15 protein-coding genes are annotated in these 17,475 nt (G+C 63.4%); 11 read left to right on the top strand and 4 right to left on the bottom strand.

Going from position 1 to position 17,475, the window contains the following annotated elements; translation table 11 throughout:
* Positions 1-4: 4 nt before the first annotated feature.
* The 4 genes from KI235_RS19030 to KI235_RS19015 form a co-directional block, all read right to left on the bottom strand.
* On the bottom strand, positions 5-1,453 hold the full coding sequence (locus KI235_RS19030) for an aldehyde dehydrogenase family protein (RefSeq protein ID WP_043042436.1): 1,449 nt from the start codon (positions 1,451-1,453) through the stop codon (positions 5-7).
* A 204-nt stretch (positions 1,454-1,657) separates the two neighbouring features.
* Entirely contained in the window at positions 1,658-2,839 is a 1,182-nt protein-coding gene (locus KI235_RS19025; RefSeq protein ID WP_212795244.1) for an FAD-binding oxidoreductase, read from the bottom strand.
* A complete protein-coding gene (locus tag KI235_RS19020) occupies positions 2,836-3,234 on the bottom strand; it encodes a RidA family protein (protein ID WP_028237184.1) in 399 nt (132 codons plus the stop codon). Before KI235_RS19020 ends, KI235_RS19025 begins: the two co-directional genes overlap by 4 nt.
* Positions 3,224-4,360: a DSD1 family PLP-dependent enzyme gene (locus KI235_RS19015; protein WP_027912016.1), complete on the bottom strand. Its 1,137-nt coding sequence runs from the start codon at positions 4,358-4,360 to the stop codon at positions 3,224-3,226. The genes KI235_RS19020 and KI235_RS19015 overlap by 11 nt, the downstream gene beginning before the upstream one ends.
* Before the next feature lie 95 nt (positions 4,361-4,455).
* Between KI235_RS19015 and KI235_RS19010 the strand changes: the two genes are divergently transcribed.
* The 11 genes from KI235_RS19010 to argE all read left to right on the top strand — a co-directional run bounded on the left by KI235_RS19010 (position 4,456) and on the right by argE (position 17,203).
* On the top strand, positions 4,456-5,340 hold the full coding sequence (locus KI235_RS19010) for a LysR family transcriptional regulator (RefSeq protein WP_060613970.1): 885 nt from the start codon (positions 4,456-4,458) through the stop codon (positions 5,338-5,340).
* Between the two features lie 453 nt (positions 5,341-5,793).
* The gene (locus tag KI235_RS19005; protein ID WP_003203206.1) at positions 5,794-6,462 is read left to right on the top strand and encodes a haloacid dehalogenase type II; all 669 of its coding nucleotides are present in this window, start codon (positions 5,794-5,796) and stop codon (positions 6,460-6,462) included.
* 36 nt (positions 6,463-6,498) lie between these two features.
* Complete coding sequence (locus KI235_RS19000; protein WP_013693673.1) at positions 6,499-7,773, top strand: FAD-binding oxidoreductase; 1,275 nt, start codon at positions 6,499-6,501, stop codon at positions 7,771-7,773.
* 85 nt (positions 7,774-7,858) lie between these two features.
* On the top strand, positions 7,859-9,502 hold the full coding sequence (locus KI235_RS18995; protein ID WP_003203203.1) for an ABC transporter substrate-binding protein: 1,644 nt from the start codon (positions 7,859-7,861) through the stop codon (positions 9,500-9,502).
* Between the two features lie 43 nt (positions 9,503-9,545).
* Positions 9,546-10,502, top strand: a complete 957-nt coding sequence (locus KI235_RS18990) for an ABC transporter permease (protein ID WP_003203201.1) — start codon at positions 9,546-9,548, stop codon at positions 10,500-10,502.
* Positions 10,499-11,374 carry an ABC transporter permease gene (locus KI235_RS18985; protein ID WP_027912020.1) on the top strand — a complete coding sequence of 292 codons (876 nt, stop codon included), beginning with the start codon at positions 10,499-10,501 and terminating at the stop codon, positions 11,372-11,374. Before KI235_RS18990 ends, KI235_RS18985 begins: the two co-directional genes overlap by 4 nt.
* 1 nt (position 11,375) lies before the next feature.
* Entirely contained in the window at positions 11,376-13,220 is a 1,845-nt protein-coding gene (locus tag KI235_RS18980; RefSeq protein WP_212795243.1) for an ABC transporter ATP-binding protein, read from the top strand.
* A complete protein-coding gene (locus tag KI235_RS18975) occupies positions 13,217-13,525 on the top strand; it encodes a (2Fe-2S)-binding protein (RefSeq protein WP_003203193.1) in 309 nt (102 codons plus the stop codon). Before KI235_RS18980 ends, KI235_RS18975 begins: the two co-directional genes overlap by 4 nt.
* Positions 13,507-14,898: an FAD-dependent oxidoreductase gene (locus KI235_RS18970; RefSeq protein WP_028237186.1), complete on the top strand. Its 1,392-nt coding sequence runs from the start codon at positions 13,507-13,509 to the stop codon at positions 14,896-14,898. Before KI235_RS18975 ends, KI235_RS18970 begins: the two co-directional genes overlap by 19 nt.
* On the top strand, positions 14,895-16,049 hold the full coding sequence (locus tag KI235_RS18965; protein WP_003203190.1) for an FAD-binding oxidoreductase: 1,155 nt from the start codon (positions 14,895-14,897) through the stop codon (positions 16,047-16,049). Before KI235_RS18970 ends, KI235_RS18965 begins: the two co-directional genes overlap by 4 nt.
* Complete coding sequence (gene argE, locus KI235_RS18960; RefSeq protein ID WP_003203187.1) at positions 16,046-17,203, top strand: acetylornithine deacetylase; 1,158 nt, start codon at positions 16,046-16,048, stop codon at positions 17,201-17,203. Before KI235_RS18965 ends, argE begins: the two co-directional genes overlap by 4 nt.
* Positions 17,204-17,475: the final 272 nt, after the last annotated feature.

Here is a 17,475-nt window from a genome sequence, read left to right as displayed (position 1 = left end):
GCGGTCATTCGAAGCCGACAATCGCCTTGATCTCCAAATACTCCTCGAACCCGTGAACCCCATACTCACGACCATTGCCCGAACGCTTGTACCCACCGAACGGTGCCATCGGGTTCCACGCCGGGTAGTTCAACAGCACTTGCCCTGAGCGGATACGCGATGCAACGGCGCGGGCAAGATCAAGGTCCTGGCCCTGGACATGCGCGCCCAGCCCATAGACGGTGTCGTTGGCGATGGCGACGGCTTCATCCAACGTGTCATAGGCAATGATGCACAGCACCGGGCCGAAGATTTCTTCCTGGGCGATGCGCATGGCGCTGTCGACCTGCGAGAAAACCGTGGGGCGGGTGTAGAAGCCTTGTTCGAGACCCTCCGGGCGTCCTGGGCCGCCGCAGACAAGCTTGGCACCTTCATTCATGCCCACTTCGATCATGGCTTGCACGCGATTGAACTGGGCCTCGTTGGCGATGGGACCGAGCACGGTTGCTTCCAATTGTGGATCGCCCACGATGATCGCGTTGGCGGTGGCAGCAGCCAACGCCTCGACTTCCGCCAGGCGGTTCCTTGGCACGATCATTCGGGTCGGTGCGCTGCACGATTGGCCGACGTTGCGAAATGCCGACATTACGCCCGGCGGCACGGCCTTGGCGAAGTCGGCGTCGGGCAACAGCACGTTCGGTGACTTGCCGCCCAACTCTTGGGTAACGCGCTTGACTGTAGGGGCGGCGGCCTGGGCCACCAGTGCGCCGGCGCGGTTCGAGCCGGTGATTGAGATCAGGTCGATGTCGGGATGCGCCGCCATGGCCGCGCCGACCTCGGCACCGCTACCGTTCACCAGGTTGAAGACGCCGGCAGGCAGGCCAGCGTCATGCACCAATTGTGCGAAGAGAAGGGCACTCAGGGGCGACAGTTCGCTGGGTTTCAACACCACCGTGCAACCGGCGGCAATCGCCGGGGCGACTTTGGCGGTGATTTGATACAGCGGCCAGTTCCACGGCGTAATGAGGCCGCAGACGCCGATGGGTTCGCGTTGAATGGCCGTGCCATGCTCAATCTTCTGGAAGTTGTAAGTGGACAGCACATCGCGGGCCACCCGAACGTGTTCGGCGGCCAGCGGCACTTGCATGGCCCGTGCGAAGCCGATGGCCGCGCCCATTTCCAGCGAGAGCACCTGGGCCAGTTCTTCTTTGCGTTCAAGGATCAGCGCATGGATCTTTCCCAGGATCGCCACGCGCGCTTGCACCGAAGTGGCGGACCAGTCGGGAAATGCTGCGCGAGCCGCCGCTACGGCGCGGTCAACGTCTTCGCCGGACCCTCGGGCGACCTCGGCAATGACTTGCTCGGTAGCGGGATTGACCACGGGCAGCGTGGCCGGGTATGCCGGAGACTGCCAGTCACCATTGATATAGAACTGCTGGGACGTAGGCGGGGTGTTCAAAAAGGGGGTGGTCATCCAACGGGCTCCCATAGAGCGGTGATAGCACTGCCGGCGACAGATCCTGAGGCCGTTTTCTTCTCGATAAACTAACAAAGCGGCCCGGATGGGATATGCCGTTCTCAAGCCTGGCAAAGAAGAATCTGCTGTATCTGCCGGGCTAACTTGGCAAAAAAAGTGGCAGTGTCCGTCCGGGGCAAAAAGGGCGCCCAGTCGCTTGTGTCATATGAGTCTGCCGGTGCCAGGCGTGCTCATCTGAGGCATTGTCAGGGCGGTCGGTTCGGTGAACCGGCGAATATCAAAGGGGCTGATCAGGGTGCGGGTGCTGCCGGTGTTGATCAGCTCGGCCATGACGTCGCCGACGCCGGGGCCGAGCTGGAAGCCATGCCCGCAGAACCCAAAGGCATAGAACAACCCCTTGACCTTGCCGCTTGGCCCCATGATCGGCAGCGAGTCTGGCGTATAGCTTTCGATGCCGCTCCACACCCGGATAATGTTGAGGTTCGCCACCCCGGGCAGCAGGCGGCTCATCTGATGCATCTGGTTGAGCAGGCTCTCGGGCTTGAAGTAGGCGCGACGGTTGATCATGTCCGGTTTGCAGCGGTTACCGCCGCCGATGATGAGGTTGCCTCGGGGGATCTGCCGGAAATAAATCACCTCCTCCTTTATCTTGGTGAACACGCCGATCACGGTCGGCAAGGCATAGGGCACCGGCTCGGTGACCGACATCTGTGGGCCATTGGCTTCCAACGGCACCGCTTCGCCGAATTGTTCGGACAGCTTCGCCCCCCACGCGCCCGCCGTGATCAGCAGTTGCTCGGCGATGAATAGCTGGCCGTCGGTGGTGGTCACGCGGAATTGGTCATTCACCTTTTGCACCGTGGCGACTTCTGTTCGCTCGCGGATGCTGGCCCCGGCCCGTGTCGCCGCGCGGGCAAATGCCGGGGCGGCCAGGCGCGGGTTGGCGTGGCCGTCGTGAGGGGCGTACGAGCCGCCCTTGACCTGCGCGCCGAGGAACGGGAAACGTGCGTGCAAGGCCTTGCCGGTGATGATCTGCAAGTCCAGTTCGCGGGCTTCGGGGGCGGCGGCGTAGGCTTCAAGCTCGGCGATTTCGTCCTCGCGATAACAGACGCGCATATGGCCGCTGGGGATGAACTCCAGGTCATCGCCAATCAACTCGGGGAGCCGTTTCCACAACCCGTACGAGCGATTCGACAGTTCCAGCTGGCCGAGGAATCGCCCTTGGCGTCGCACGTTGCCGAAATTCACGCCACTGGCGTATTGGCCGATCAGGTCGCGTTCCAGCAGGGTCACCGAGTGCCCACGCTGGCGCAGGAAAAACGCCGACGCCGACCCCATGATGCCGCCGCCGATAATCAGTACATCGCTTTTTTCTGGCTTCATGATGTTCTCTCTCTCCCTGCCAGCGCTTCGATTTCGATCAGGTACCCATGGTGCAAGGCGGGGACGGGCACCACCGCGCGCGCAGGCCGGTGTTCGCCGAGATAGCGGGCGTAGATCCGGTCGAAAGCCGGCCAGTGTTCGATGCCGGCGACATAGACCGTCACTTTCAGCAGGTCGCTGGGGCTGCGGCCTGCTGCGCCGAGAATCGCCATCAGGTTGTCCAGGGCGATGGCGGCTTGCACTTCGAACGGTTGGTCGACGCTGTGGCTGCCATCGGTGCGTATCGGCAGTTGCCCGGACACGTACAAGACGCCCTGGTGCAAGACCGCTTGGGCGTAATGTCCGCCCGCAGCGGCCGCCTGGGTTGTGTGAATCAACTCGATTTCACCAGCCATGCAGACGACTCCAGGTGTGCACCGCGCCCGAGGCATCGCAGGCGCGGTAATCAGGGAATTGCGCACCGGTGGCGCAGGCGTGGTTGGGCAGGATGCGCAGGCGACTGCCGATGGGAAACCGCTCGGTGATATCGATGTCCGCGGGACTGGAAAGGGTGACGATGCCGTGCTCCTGGTTGGCGCTGGTGAGCAGGGCGCCTTCGATCCAGTCGCCAGCTTCGCTGCACACTTGCCCATACCCGAAATCCCGTTGCTGGCGCTGCGTACCCCGATCACGACTCATGGCCATCCAGCCGGCATCGGTGATGATCCAGCCTTTGTCCGGCTGGTGACCGATGACTGTGGTCAGTACGCTCAGGGCCAGCTCATCCGCCTGGCAAACACCGATGTTGTGCATCACCAGGTCGAAGAATACATAGACGCCGGCGCGCACTTCAGTAACGCCTTCCAGGCTTTGCGCCGAAAGTGCCGTGGGTGTGGAGCCGATGCTGACCTCGGGGCAGGCCAGCCCGGCTGCGCGGATGCGTTGGGCGGCGCTGACGCAGAGGTGGCGTTCTTGTTCGGCCAAGGCTTGCAGCGCTTGGGGCGTATCGAGCTCGTAGCTGGACCCGGCGTGGGTCATGACGCCGCAAAGCTGCATGCCGCCTTCGCTGAGTCGCCGCGCGATGTCGACAAGTGCATCGTCTTCAACGCGCACGCCGGACCGATGACCGTCGCAATCGATCTCGATCCAGACCTCGAAACGTTCGTCGTGCTGCCTGCCGAAATCGACGATGGCCTGCGTCGCCGCCAGGCTGTCGGTCAAGATGCTCAATCGACAGCCCTTGCGCCGCAGCGTCAGGGCCTGGGCCAGTTTGCCGGGTGCCATGGACACGGCATAAAAGATGTCGCGGATGCCTTCGGCGAAGCAATGCTCGGCTTCTTTAAGGGTCGACACGGTGATGGCGCTGGCGCCTGCTGCAAGCTGCGCCCGAACCACCGGCAGGCATTTGCTGGTCTTGATGTGCGGGCGCAAACGCACGCCCAAGGCGTCCATGCGTTGTTGCATGCGCTGGATATTGCGCTGCATTCGCGGCACATCGATGAGCGCGACCGGGGTATCGAGGGAAGCAATTGAGACTGGCATGAACGAGACTCGCGGGTGAAAGACAGGCTCGACTCTACTCAGTCATCGTAAAGCCGTGGTTCAATGCGCTGTCATCAATCATTAAGTTGAACTGAATGATCAGCCTCGAAGACCTGCGCATGGCCGTGACGCTGGCACGCTGCGAATCGTTGAGCGCCGCTGCCAGGGCCCTCAATGTTTCGCCGCCGGCGCTGTCCATGCGCCTACGCAAACTGGAGACGCTCCTGGGCATGACCCTGGCCAATCGCGACGCCCGGCGGCTGAGCCTGACCGCCGACGGCGAGCGTTTCTCGCGCCAGAGTGCGCTATTGCTGGAACAGCTGGAGGCGCTTCCCGAATCGTTCAGGCAGCAAGACGATCAACTGGCCGGCACTCTCAGGCTGGCGGCACCGTTCGGCTATGGACGCCAACGCCTCGCGCCGCTGCTGGCCCGTTTTGCCAGGTTGCACCCGCAGCTATGCCTGCATCTGGATCTTCGGGAAACGCCCTGGCCTGACCGTCATGACAGCGATGCGGTGATTCACATCGGTCACCTGAGCGACAGCCAGTGGGTCGCCCGACCCCTCACGCAAAATGACCGATGGCTGTGCGCCAGTCCCGCTTACCTGGAGCAGAACGGCACACCGCTAGCGCCGGAGCAACTCGCCGAGCATCGCTGCATCTGTATTCGTGAGAACGATGAAGATGTCACCCTGTGGCACTTGCGCAATGCGCACGGGCGCAAGACCCTGCGGATCAAGCCTGCCTTGTTGAGCAACGACGGCAGCGTGGCCCGACGCTGGGCCGAACAGGGCCTGGGGCTGGTGCTGCGTTCGCAATGGGACGTCAGCAAAGCCATCGCCGACGGCCGCCTGGTACGGGTGCTCGCCGATTGGCAATTCGACAGCGCCCCAATCAACCTGCTGGTGCCCTCGCGCAAACTGCGCAGCGCGCGGGTGCAGGCGTTGGTGAGCTTCCTGGAGGCCGAACTGAAGGTCTGAATAGGACACTGCTCCTACCGACCACCGCCATCGCGAGCAAGCTCGCTCCCACAATGGATCTGCGGCGTTCCTTGAACCGGTGTCCACCACCATCCCCCTGTGGGAGCGAGCCTGCTCGCGATGACGCCGGCCCATTCACCGCGGATGCTGAAGCTGCTGCGCCAAGCGTAGATTCTGCCGAAAACAACTCTTTGCAGAGCCGTTTGGCGCACCATAAATGCCCCCAAACCCACAGAAACACGGGCACGACGCCCACGCCTGGAGCATCCCGCAAAGTCTGCTGAGCGAGCCCCGCAAAACGGTGGTTTGTACCAAGCGGCCGGTATTTTTAACGATTTATCCACGGTCTCATGGTGTTGTAATGAAAACGTGATGCAGCGTTGCACCGATGCCTCACGAAAGGCGCCATCGTTCGCCTCGTCGAGCCTTCAACAACAATCCAGGACCGCACTCATGAGCTTTCTTCGACCCAAGTACATCACCTTCGACTGCTACGGCACGTTGACCAATTTCCAGATGGGCACCATGACCCGCGAGCTGTTCGCCGACCGTGTCGACGCCGGGCAGATGGACCAGTTCGTCAAGGACTTCTCCGCTTATCGCCTGGACCAGGTGATGGGTGACTGGCGGCCCTATGATGAAATCATCAAGACCTCCCTGATGCGGGTCTGCAAGCGTTGGGGCGTCGAATATCGTGGCGAAGGCCAGCTCTATTACGACGCCGTGCCAACCTGGGGCCCCCACGCCGATGTACCGGCGGGCCTGTCGAAAATCGCCGACAAGATCCCCCTGGTGATTTTTTCCAACGCGATGGACGAGCAGATCATGTCCAACGTCGACAAGCTCGGCGCACCTTTCCATAAAGTCTTCACGGCCCAGCAGGCCCAGGCCTACAAGCCGCGCCTGGCCGCCTTCGAGTTCATGCTCGATAACCTTGGCTGCGGACCGGAAGACGTCCTGCATGTGTCGTCGAGCTTCCGTTACGACCTGATGTCGGCCCACGACATGAAGATCAAGCACAAAGCCTTCGTCGCCCGCGGTCATGAACACCCGGCCAACGCTGCCTTTGGCTACCACCAGATCCCGGACATCGGCGGGTTGCCCGCGCTGGTCGGGCTCTGAGTCTCGACGCACGCTTGAAGGCGAAAGGGGTTAGACATGGGCAGTGAGTCCTATTGGCTCGACACCGCACCGGCGTTCACCGGTGCTCAACTCGGCGGATTGCCCGGGCAGGTCGATGTCGCCATCGTCGGTGGCGGCTTCACCGGCCTGGCGGCGGCGCGGGCCCTGGCCTTGAAGGGGGCCAGCGTGGCGGTGCTGGAAGCGGGCAGGGTGATTGGCGAGGCGTCAGGGCGCAACGGCGGGCATTGCAGTACCGGCGTGGCCCAGGATTACGCGGCACTCACCGCCAGCCTCGGCGCCGACAAGGCTCGGGCGTATTACCAAGCCTATGAAAGCGCCGTGCAGAGCGTCGTGACGCTGGTGGAGCAAGAGCAGATTGCTTGCGACCTCAAGCGCAACGGCAAGCTCAAGCTGGCCGCCAAGCCGATGCACTACGAAGGGTTGGCGCGCACCTGTGAATTGATCCGCAAGGAAGTCGATGCCGAGGTCGAGCTGCTGTCGGCCCAGGAGACGCGGGAGGAAGTCAATTCGGCGCAGTTTCACGGTGGCCTGTTGCAGCGCAATGGCGTGCAGATGCATGTCGGGCGTTTCGGCGTCGGCCTGGCGGAAGCGGCCGCCCGTCACGGTGCGTTGATCTTCCAGGGGGTGGCGGTGCAGGACTGGAAGACCAGTGCCGGCGGTTATCGAGTCAACACCAGCAAAGGGACGCTGCAGGCCTCGCAGATCCTGCTGGCGACCGGCGCCAGTCAGCAGGGCGGCCTGGGCTGGTATCGGCGGCGAATCGTGCCGGTGGGCAGCTTCGTCGTCGCTACCGAGGTCCTGCCCCAGGCGCTGATCGACAGCCTGCTGCCGGCCCGGCGCTCCTATGTCACCAGCCGCATGATCGGTAACTACTTTCGCCTGACCCCGGACAACCGTTTGCTGTTTGGCGGTCGTGCGCGGTTTGCCATGTCCGACAGCGTGTCCGACGCCAAGAGCGGCAAGGTGCTGCAAGCGGCGATGGTGCAGATGTTCCCGCAGTTGGCGAACACCCGGATCGACTATTGCTGGGGCGGCCTGGTGGACATGACCTCCGATCGCCTGCCCCGGGCCGGCCAGCATGGCGGGGTTTATCACTCCATGGGCTACAGCGGCCACGGTGTGCAGATGTCGGTGCACATGGGGCAGGTGATGGCCGAGGTCATGGCCGGCAAGGTCGAGGCCAACCCTTGGCGCGAACTGGATTGGCCGGCCATTCCCGGGCACTTCGGCAAGCCTTGGTTTTTGCCGCTGGTCGGCGCGTATTACCGCTTGCAGGACTACCTGCACTGAGTTTCACCGCGTTGTTTGGCGTTTCAACCACGTTGCGTTAACGCACGTAATCGAGCCCTATCATTTTCCGAAAGGTAGAACTGACATGAGTGACAATAAAAACGGCATCAAAGACCAGTTGATCACCGGTACAGAAAGTCTGCGTGTTTTCGAAGGGCTCAACCGCGGCATGTCGCGCCGCCATGCATTGCAGATGCTCGGGCTGGCCGGTGTGGCCGCGGCGGGTGCCGGCAGTCTGTTCGGTGCCGCCGGCAAGCTGCTTGCCGATGAGCAGGCAAGCCCCGGCAAAGGCAAGCCCGGCGGGCGTATCCGCGTCGCCGGTATCTCCAGTTCCACCGCCGATACCCTGGACCCGGCCAAAGGCTCATCGTCCACGGACTACGTGCGTCATTACATGTTCTACAACGGCCTGACGCGTTTCGACAGCCACATGGTGCCGCAACTGGAACTGGCCGAACGCATGGACACCACCGACGCCACGCTCTGGGTGATTACCCTGCGCAAGGAAGTGACCTTCCACAACGGCAAGGGCCTCACCGCCGCCGACGTGGTGTTTTCCCTGATGCGTCACAAGGACCCGATCACCGGTTCCAAGGTCTTGCCGCTGGCCGAGCAGTTTGCCGAGGTCAAGGCTACCGGCACCCATGAAGTGCAGATACGCCTGAGCGGCCCGAATGCCGAGCTGCCGTCGATCCTTGCCGTATCCCACCTGTTGATCGTCCCCGAGGGCACCAGCGACTTCAACCAGGGCATCGGCACCGGCCCGTTCAAGGTCAAGGAATTCAAGCCTGGGGTGCGTTCCATCGGTGCGCGCAACACCAACTACTGGAAGCCTGGCCTGCCGTACCTCGACGAAATCGAATTCATCGGCATCGGTGACGAACCGTCACGGGTCAACGCGTTGCTGTCGGGCGACGTGCAGATCATCAATGAGGTCAACCCGCGCTCGACCACGCGCATCAAGGACAGCACCACCCATCGCGTGGTGGATTCGCCGTCGGGTAACTACACCGACCTGATCATTCGCCAAGACCAGATGCCCGGCCAGAGCCCGGAGTTTACCGAGGCGATGAAACTGCTGCTGGACCGCGAACAGGTCAAGTCGGCGATCTTCCGTGGGTTCGCCAGGGTCGGTAACGACCATCCGATTGCGCCCGGCTCTCGTTTCTACAACGCCGACCTGCCGCAACGGACCTACGATCCGGAGAAGGCCCGTTTCCTGCTGAAGAAGGCCGGCATGGAAAACATCAGCATGCCGGTGATGTGCTCGCCGGCCGCCACCGGTTCGGTCGACGTTGCCGTGCTGCTGCAGCAATCGGCCAAGGAGGCCGGGCTCAAGCTCAACGTCAATCGGCTGCCGAGCGACGGCTATTGGTCCAACCACTGGGCCAAGCACCCGCTGAGCTTCGGCAACATCAACCCGCGGCCTAACGCCGACATGTTGTTCTCGCAGTTCTTCCAGTCCACGGCACCGTGGAACGAATCCGGCTGGAAAAACCCGCAGTTCGACCAGTTGCTGATCCAGGCTCGCGGTGAAACCGATGAGGCCAAGCGCGGGCAGATGTATGCCGACATGCAGACCCTGGTGCATGACCACAGCGGCATCGGCATCCCGGTGTTCATCAGCAACATCGATGGCGTCGACCAACGCGTCAAGGGTTATGGCACCAACCCGCTGGGCGGTTTCATGGGCTATATGTTCGCTGAGCAAGTCTGGCTTGACGCTTGATGCGTGTTGTCTTGCGGCGTGACATGGCACAAGGGGTAGGGCGATGAATAGCAACACACTTTGGTTGATCGGCCGGCGCCTGGGCGCTGCGGTCGTGACCCTGTTGATCGTATCGATGGTGGTGTTCGCCATTACGGCGGTGTTGCCGGGAGACGCGGCGCAACAGTCCCTTGGACAGTTCGCCACGCCTGAGCAAGTGGCGGCGCTGCGGGTGAAGATGGGCCTGGACCAACCGGGTGTGTTGCGCTACCTGCACTGGTTGATGAGCCTGCTCAGCGGCGACATGGGCGTGTCGATCTCCAACGCCACGCCGGTCAGCGAGTTGATGGCTGGCCGGGTGCCCAACACGCTGATGCTGGCGGCGGCCACGGCGCTGGTGTCGGTGCCGGTAGCGTTGATCCTGGGCATCGGCTCGGCGATGGGGCGAGGGGGGCGCATCGACGGCTTCCTGAGCTTCTTCACCCTGACGATGGTGGCGGTGCCGGAGTTCCTGGTCGCCACCCTTGCCGTGCTGATTTTCGCGGTGAACCTGGGCTGGCTTTCGGCGCTGTCCTATTCCAGCGAGATCACTTCGCCGCTGCAATTCATGCGCACCTATGCCTTGCCGGTGATGACCCTGTGCTGCGTCATCGTCGCGCAAATGGCACGCATGACCCGGGCGGCGGTGATCGATCAACTCGACAGCCCCTACGTGGAAATGGCCCGCCTCAAAGGCGTGAGCCCGGTGCGGGTGGTGCTGCGCCATGCCTTGCCCAATGCCATCGGGCCGATCGCCAATGCCATCGCCCTGAGCCTGTCCTACCTGCTGGGTGGGGTGGTGATCGTCGAGACGATTTTCAACTATCCCGGCATCGCCAGCTTGATGGTCGATGCCGTGACCAACCGCGACATGGCGTTGGTCCAGGCCTGCACCATGCTGTTTTGTACGGCGTACCTGGTGTTGGTGCTGGTGGCTGACCTGTGCGCGATCCTGTCCAATCCGAGGCTGAGAAACCAATGAACAATCTCATTGTGAAATCCCCGCCTGCGGCGCCCGAACTGGCCTTGGGCAAGGTGTCGCGCAAAACCCCCTGGCTCGGCCTGATCGGCGCCGCGATGTGTGTGATCTGGTTGCTGGTGGCTATCTTCGGGCCATGGCTGGCGCCGCACCCGGTGGGGGAAGTGGTCTCCGACAATGTCTTCGACAACCTCAGTGCCGCTTATCCGCTGGGCACCGATTACCTGGGCCGCGACATGCTCAGCCGCATTCTGGTGGGCGCGCAGTTTACCGTTGGCCTGGCGTTGGTGGCGGCGGTGCTGGCCAGTGGGCTGGGCACCAGTTGCGCGTTGCTGTCGGTGGTTTCGCCGAAGTGGCTGGATGAGCTGATCAGCCGCCTGATGGATGCCTTCATTTCGATCCCGAGCAAGATGCTCGCGCTGATCATGGTCTCGGCGTTCGGCTCGTCAGTGACCCTGCTGGTCTGCACGGCGGTGCTCAGCTTCATGCCGGGGGCGTTTCGTATCGCCCGCAGCATGGCGGTGAACATCGAGGCCCTGGAATACGTGCAAGTGGCCCGCACCCGTGGCGAACGCCGGCTGTACATCGCCTGTGTGGAAATTCTGCCGAACATGCTCAACCCGGTGCTGACCGACCTGGGCCTGCGTTTTGGCTTCATCGTCCTGCTGCTCAGCGGCATGAGCTTCCTCGGCCTGGGCGTGCAACCGCCGGATGCCGACCTGGGTTCGCTGGTGCGGGAAAACATCGGCGGCCTCAACCAGGGCGCGCCGGCCATCGTGATTCCAGCCCTGGCCATCGGCACCCTGACCATCGGCGTCAATCTGTTTATCGACCGCTTGTCTTCGCGGCGCAACCGACGTACGGGAGGCCATTGATATGAGCCAGTTGATCCGAGTCGAGAACCTGCGTGTGGTCGCCTGTGGCGAGCGCAGCGAGGTGGAGATCGTCAAGGGCGTGAGTTTCTCCCTGGAGAAAGGTGAAGTGCTGGCGCTGATCGGCGAGTCCGGTTCGGGCAAGACCACCATCGCCCTGGCGCTGCTCGGTTATGCCCGGCGCGGTTGTCGCCTGGCGGGTGGGGTGGTGCAGATTGGCGAGCACGACATGCTCGCCTTGAGTGAGCGCGAGCTGCAAGGCCTGCGCGGCAATCGGGTGTCGTACATTGCCCAAAGCGCCGCGGCGGCGTTCAACCCGGCCAAGAAACTCATCGACCAAGTGGTGGAAGGCGCGTTGATCCATGGCCTGGGCAGCCGTGCCGTGCTCGAAGCCAAGGCCATCGAACTGTTCCGCGACCTGGCGCTGCCGGATCCCGAACGCATCGGTCAACGCTATCCCCACCAAGTGTCCGGCGGGCAACTGCAGCGAGTGATGGCGGCCATGGCGCTGATCAGCGATCCGCTGCTGGTGGTGCTCGATGAGCCGACCACGGCCCTCGATGTGACCACCCAGATCGACGTGTTGCGTGCGTTCAAGCGGGTGGTGCGCGAACGTGGCGCGACGGCGGTCTACGTGTCCCACGACCTGGCCGTCGTGGCGCAGATGGCCGACCAGATCGTGGTGCTCAACGGCGGGCAGATCTTCGAGCAGAGCGCCACCGCGCCGCTGCTCAAGGGCCCGGCTCACGCCTACACCCGCAGCCTGCTGGCGGCGGCACGGCCGGACACGACGATTCGCCCGCCATGCGGTGTGGCCGAAGACACGCCACTGCTGACCATCAAGGGCTTGACCGCTGGCTACGGCAACAAGAACCAGCACGGCATGCCGGCGATCCGGGTGCTCGAAGACATCGACCTGACCGTGCGCAGGGGCCAGGCCATCGGTGTGATCGGTGAATCAGGCTCTGGAAAATCGACTCTGGCGCGAGTGGTGGCCGGGCTGTTGACCCCGGCCCTGGGCGGGCTGACGTTTGACGGTCAGCCGCTGGGCGGCAGCCTGTCCGAGCGCACGGATGAACAGTTTCGGCGCATCCAAATGGTGTTCCAGAACGCCGACACCGCGCTCAACCCGATGCACAGCATCAGCACCATCCTGAGCCGGCCGTTGAAGATGTATTTCGGCCTCAAGGGCGCGGCGCTGCGTGAGCGTATCGGCGAATTGCTCGACCTGGTGCGTCTGCCACGGGACATGGCCGAGCGCCGCCCGAGCGAACTCTCCGGCGGACAGAAACAGCGGGTCAACCTGGCCCGGGCGCTGGCGGCCAAACCAGACCTGATCCTGTGCGATGAAGTGACCTCGGCTCTCGACACCGTGGTCGGCGCGGCGATTCTCGAACTGCTGCGCGACCTGCGCCAGCAACTGGGGGTGTCCTACTTGTTCATCAGCCATGACATCTCCACGGTGCGGGCGCTGTGCGACGACATTGTGGTGATGTACAGCGGCCATAAGGTTCAAGAGGGTAGCCGGCAATCGTTCGCCCAGGCGCCGTTCCATCCCTACACCGACCTGCTGATCCACTCGGTACCGGAGATGCGTCAGGGTTGGCTGGAAAGTTGTGGCGCCACCACCTGCGGCACGCTGCCGGCGTTGGGCGCGCGCGCGGAGGTGCCGGAGCTGTGCACCTTCCTCAATCGCTGCCCGGCGCGGGTCGATGGCCTGTGCAACCACACCGCGCCGCCCCGGCGGATTATCGACGGCGGCAGCGAGGTGCTCTGTCATCACGACAGTGCCGAGTTGCTCAAGCGCCAACAGGATTCAAACAGCATGATGGTGGGAGCCTACGCATGAACGCGCGTTTCGTGAGGTTGGCCGAAAAGGGCCGGCCCGTCGTCAAATTGAAAGTGGATGGCGTCTCGGTCGAGGCGTTGCAGGGCGACACCCTGATGGTCGCATTGCTGACCCACGGCCCGGCGTTGCGCCAGTCGGAATTCGATCCGGGCAGCCGGGCCGGTTTCTGCCTGATGGGCGCCTGCCAGGATTGCTGGGTCTGGACCCGCGGCGGCGAGCGCCTGCGAGCTTGCTCCAATGAAGTGCGCGAAGGGCTGGACATCATTACTCAACAACCGGAGGCGATATGGCCACTGCGCGGCTGAACACGCATCGAGTCGTCATTGTCGGCGCCGGACCGGCCGGCATCCGTTGCGCCCAGACCCTGGTCGCTGCGGGCTTCAAGCCGATCCTGCTCGACGAAAACCGTCGCGATGGCGGGCAGATCTACCGGCGCCAGCCCGAAGGGTTCACCCGCAGCTACGCCACGCTGTACGGCACCGAGGCGGACAAGGCCCGTGACCTGCACGAAAGCTTCGACCGCTTGCGCCCGCAGATCGACTACCGTCCGGACACCCTGGTGTGGAACCTGACACCCGGGCAATTGTGCTGCGTCAGCCAGGGCCAGCACACGACGGTGGATTACGACGCGCTGATCCTCTGCACCGGCGCCACCGACCGCCTGATGCCCATCGAGGGCTGGCAGTTGGGCGGTACCTACAGCCTCGGCGGCGCGCAGATCGCCTTGAAGGCCCAGGCGGTTTCCATCGGCCACCGCGTGGTGTTCATGGGCAGCGGACCGTTGCTGTATCTGGTCGCCAGCCAATACCTCAAGGCCGGCGCCAACGTCGCGGCAGTGCTGGACACATCGCCGCTGGGCCAGCGCATCAAAGCCTTGCCCAAACTCATGGCGCGCCCGAGCTTGCTGTTCACCGGCATGAAACTGTTGGCGCAGTTGTACCGGGCGAAAATTGCCGTGCACCTGGGTATTTCGCCGCTGCAAATTCTGGGCGAGGCGACCACCGGCGTCAGCGGCGTGCGGGTTCGTACCGCCAGTGGGGAAACCTTGACGGTGGCGTGCGACGCGGTGGCGCTGGGTTATCACTTGCGCCCGGAAACCCAACTGGCCGACCTGGCGGGCTGCCGCCTGCGCTTTGACGAGGCCTCCAGCCAATGGCTGCTGGACACGGACGAGGAGGGGCGGACCTCGGTCAGCGGTGTCTACGCCGCCGGTGATGGTTCGAAGATCCGTGGCGCCGATGCAGCCGAGCATGCCGGGCGCCTGGTCGCCTTGGCGTTGTTGAGCGATCTGCAGCAGCCGGTGGACGCCGCACTCGTCGCCGAACAGCGCCAGGCGCTCAAGGTAATGGATGCGTTTCGCCTCGGCCTGGCCCAGGCGTTTCCCTGGCCAGCGGCACAAGCCAAGGCCTTGCCGGACGAGGCCATCGTTTGCCGCTGCGAGATGATCAGCGCTGGCGAACTGCGCCGCACGGTCAGCGAAAAGGGCGCCTGTGAAGTCAACCGGGCCAAGGCGTTCAGCCGGGTCGGCATGGGCCGCTGCCAGGGGCGTTATTGCTCCCAGGCCGGGGCCGAAGTGATTGCGGCAGCAGCGGGTGTCCAGGTGCAGGAGGTGGGGCGCCAGCGTGGTCAGGCCCCCGTGAAACCACTTTCGATGCTCACTCGGGAGGTGACGCCATGACGCTGAATAAAGCCGATGTGGTGATTGTCGGCGGCGGCCTGATGGGTTCGGCGGCAGCGTTTTTCCTGCGCCAACGGGGGCAGTCGGTGATCCTGCTGGAGCGTGACCAGATCGGGCAGTACGCCAGCGGCGTGAACTTCGGCAACGTGCGGCGCCAGGGGCGTTTTCTCGGGCAACTGGAACTGGCGAACCGGTCCTGGGCGCTTTGGAAACGCTTGCCGGAGCTGATCGACGACGACCTGGAGTTCATCGCCAGCGGGCACATGCGCGTGTGTTATCGCGAGGATGAAATACCCGAGCTTGAGGCTTACGCAGCGGCACCGGAAGCGGCGCAACTGGACTTGCAGATCTATCGCGGCAGCGAGCTGCATGCGCGTTTTCCGTTTCTCGGCAAGGACGTCAAGGGCGGCTCCTATGCGCCCCACGACGGTCACGCCAATCCGCGTCTGGCCGCCCCGGCGTTTGCCCGGGCGGCGCGGCGACTCGGTGCGCGCATCGAGGAACGCACCGAGGTGGCCGAGGTGCAGAAGGTCGGTGACGGGTTCAGCATCAGCACCACCGATGGTCGTCAGTTCAGCGCCGCGCAACTGTTGATTACTGCGGGCGCCTGGGGCCAGAAGCTCTCGGCGCAGTTCGGCGAGCCAGTGCCGCTGGAGCCCAACGGACCGCAGATGGCCGTCACCGAACCGGTGCCTTATGCCTTGCCGACGGTGATCGGCGTGTACACCAAGATTCCTGAAGAAGTGATCTATTTTCGCCAGATTCCCCGGGGCAATATCGTCATCGGCGGCGGCTATCGTTGCAAGCCGGACATGCTCAACCGCCGGGCCTATGTCGAGCCGCGCAGCATCCTCAACCAACTGGACCAGATGCGTCGCCTGCTGCCGGGTGTCGGCAATCTCAACATCATCCGCGTGTGGAGCGGCATCGAAGGCTACCTGCCCGATTCCCTGCCGGTGATGGGGCCCAGTGGCAACGTCGATGGCTTGTACTATGCGTTCGGCTTCAGCGGCCATGGCTTCCAGCTCGGTCCGGGCGTTGGCGATGTCATGGCTGAACTGATCAGCACCGGCAGCACTCGAACCTTCATCGAGCCGTTCTCCATCCGCCGGTTCGCCCTTTCCGCCGAGCAACGGAGCAAGGCCTCATGAAACCCCGCGTGTTAGCCATTTTCGAACGCCTGCTGGCGTTTGAAACGGTCTCTTCAGAATCGAACCTGGCCCTGATCGAGTACGTGCGCGAGCTGTTGCTGAGCAAGGGTATCGAGTCGCTGATCGTCAAGGATGAGAGCGGCAAGAAGGCCAACCTGTTCGCCAGCACCGGTCCGCGTGAGTTGCCCGGGGTCCTGCTGTCCGGCCACACCGACGTGGTGCCGGCGGCGGGGCAGGCCTGGACCGTTCCGGCGTTCCAGGCGACCGTGCGCGATGGACGGGTGTACGGGCGTGGCAGTTGTGACATGAAAGGTTTCATTGCGCTGGCCATCGACGCCATGCTCGATGCCGCTGACCACTCCTTGAACCGGCCATTGCAACTGGCGCTTTCCCATGACGAAGAGATCGGTTGCGTGGGGGTGCGGCGCTTGCTCGATGTGCTGCACCTGGCGCCGGTGCGACCGTTTCTGTGTGTGATTGGCGAGCCGACCAACATGCAGTTCGTGCTCGGCCACAAGGGCAAGGGCTCCTATCGCACCTACTGTCGCGGCCTGGAAGCGCACTCATCGCTGGCACCGCGCTCGGTCAATGCGATTCACGTGGCCTGCGATTTCATCGCGGCGTTGCGCCAGAGCCAGCAGCAATTGCAGGAACAAGGCGCCCAGGACGCGGATTACGATGTGCCCTACAGCACCGTGCATGTCGGGCAGATTGTCGGCGGCAAGGCACTGAACATCGTGCCGAACCTGTGCACCCTGGATTTCGAAGTGCGCAATTTGCCGGACGACGATCTGGACCTGTTCCTGGAGCAACTGCGCGAGCGCGCCGAGGTGATCGTGCGCGAGGCGAAAAAGCTCTCCAGCGTCGCGGACATCGAGATCGAAACCCTCAACGTCTATCCGGGGCTCGACACCCACCCGAGCGTCGAAGCCGTGCGCTTCCTGAAAAACTTCGCCACCCCGGACACCGGCACCGCCAAGGTCTCCTTCGGCACCGAAGGCGGCCTGTTCAAGCAGCGCCTGGACGTGCCCGTGGTGGTCTGTGGCCCAGGCTCGATCGAACAGGCGCACAAGCCCGACGAGTTCATCGAGATCAGCCAGATGGAGGCCGGGGAGCGGTTTCTGGAAGGGTTGCTCGGCTCGCTGAAAATCTAAGCCCTGCACAAAACAAAAGGTGGGAGCACTCCTGTGGGAACACACCTGTGGGAACACACCTATGGGAGCGCACCTGTGGGAGCAAAGCTTGCTCGCGATGAACGATGACACGGTCTTGATCGATGTCGCCTGATCCACCGCCATCGCGAGCAAGCTTTGCTCCCACAGTATTCAGTATTCAGTGTTCAGTGTTCGGTGCTTAGCCTGGGGCCTCGGTAGAGCCTGCCGTCCCACCTCGAAACTTCAGCATCCAACACTGCCCAAACCCCGCT

Origin of the sequence: Pseudomonas sp. St386 (assembly GCF_018325865.1) — a bacterium.
Lineage (GTDB): Bacteria > Pseudomonadota > Gammaproteobacteria > Pseudomonadales > Pseudomonadaceae > Aquipseudomonas > Aquipseudomonas brassicacearum.
This window is presented reverse-complemented; position numbering and strand designations above follow the sequence as displayed.